The organism is Sphaerotilus sp. FB-3 (assembly GCF_023706025.1).
Classification (GTDB): Bacteria; Pseudomonadota; Gammaproteobacteria; order Burkholderiales; family Burkholderiaceae_C; genus Sphaerotilus; species Sphaerotilus sulfidivorans.
Genome location: NZ_BQWE01000053.1, coordinates 1 through 567 on the forward strand (window position 1 = coordinate 1; position 567 = coordinate 567).

Here is a 567-nt window from a genome sequence, read left to right on the forward strand (position 1 = left end):
TTGATGCCCTCAAGTCCTGGCGGGCCAAGTCACCCGACTTGTTCAAGAAGCGGCCAAAGAATCTCCCGGGTCTTGACACATAGCATGGACAGGCTGGCACGCAACCTTGATGACCTGCGCCGCATCGTCCAAGGGCTGACACAACGGGGCGTGCGCATGGAGTTCGTCAAAGAAGGGCTGAAGTTCACCGGCGAGGACTCACCGATGGCCAATCTGATGCTGTCGGTCATGGGAGCCTTCGCTGAGTTCGAGCGCGCCCTGATCCGCGAACGTCAGCGCGAGGGAATCGTGCTGGCCAAGCAGCGCGGTGCCTACCCAGGGCGATTGCATTAGCCAAGTCCCCGATTGCGTGGTAACAATCCGGCCCGACCTCGCCGCCCCAAGACACGATGCAAGACCACCCGACGGCCGCCCCAGGCGACGAGCTGATGCAGCGCTTTGAAGACCTGGCCGATCCGCGCCGGCAGACCGGACGCTTCCAGTTCCCGCTGCAGGAACTGCTGCTGACGGCGCTGTGCGCGGTGGCGGCCGGCGCCGAGGACTGGGTCGATGTGAGCGAGTGGGGCG

Annotated in this window: 1 protein-coding gene and 1 pseudogene; both read left to right on the forward strand. The window is 64.4% G+C overall.

The window, feature by feature from the left end; all coding sequences use genetic code 11:
• Positions 1 to 69 precede the first annotated feature (69 nt).
• Positions 70 to 324: pseudogene (locus NFT33_RS16535) on the forward strand (recombinase family protein); the annotation flags it as partial.
• Between the two features lie 104 nt (positions 325 to 428).
• The coding region (locus NFT33_RS19370; protein ID WP_376744176.1) for a transposase family protein at positions 429 to 567 on the forward strand (139 nt) is incomplete at its 3' end.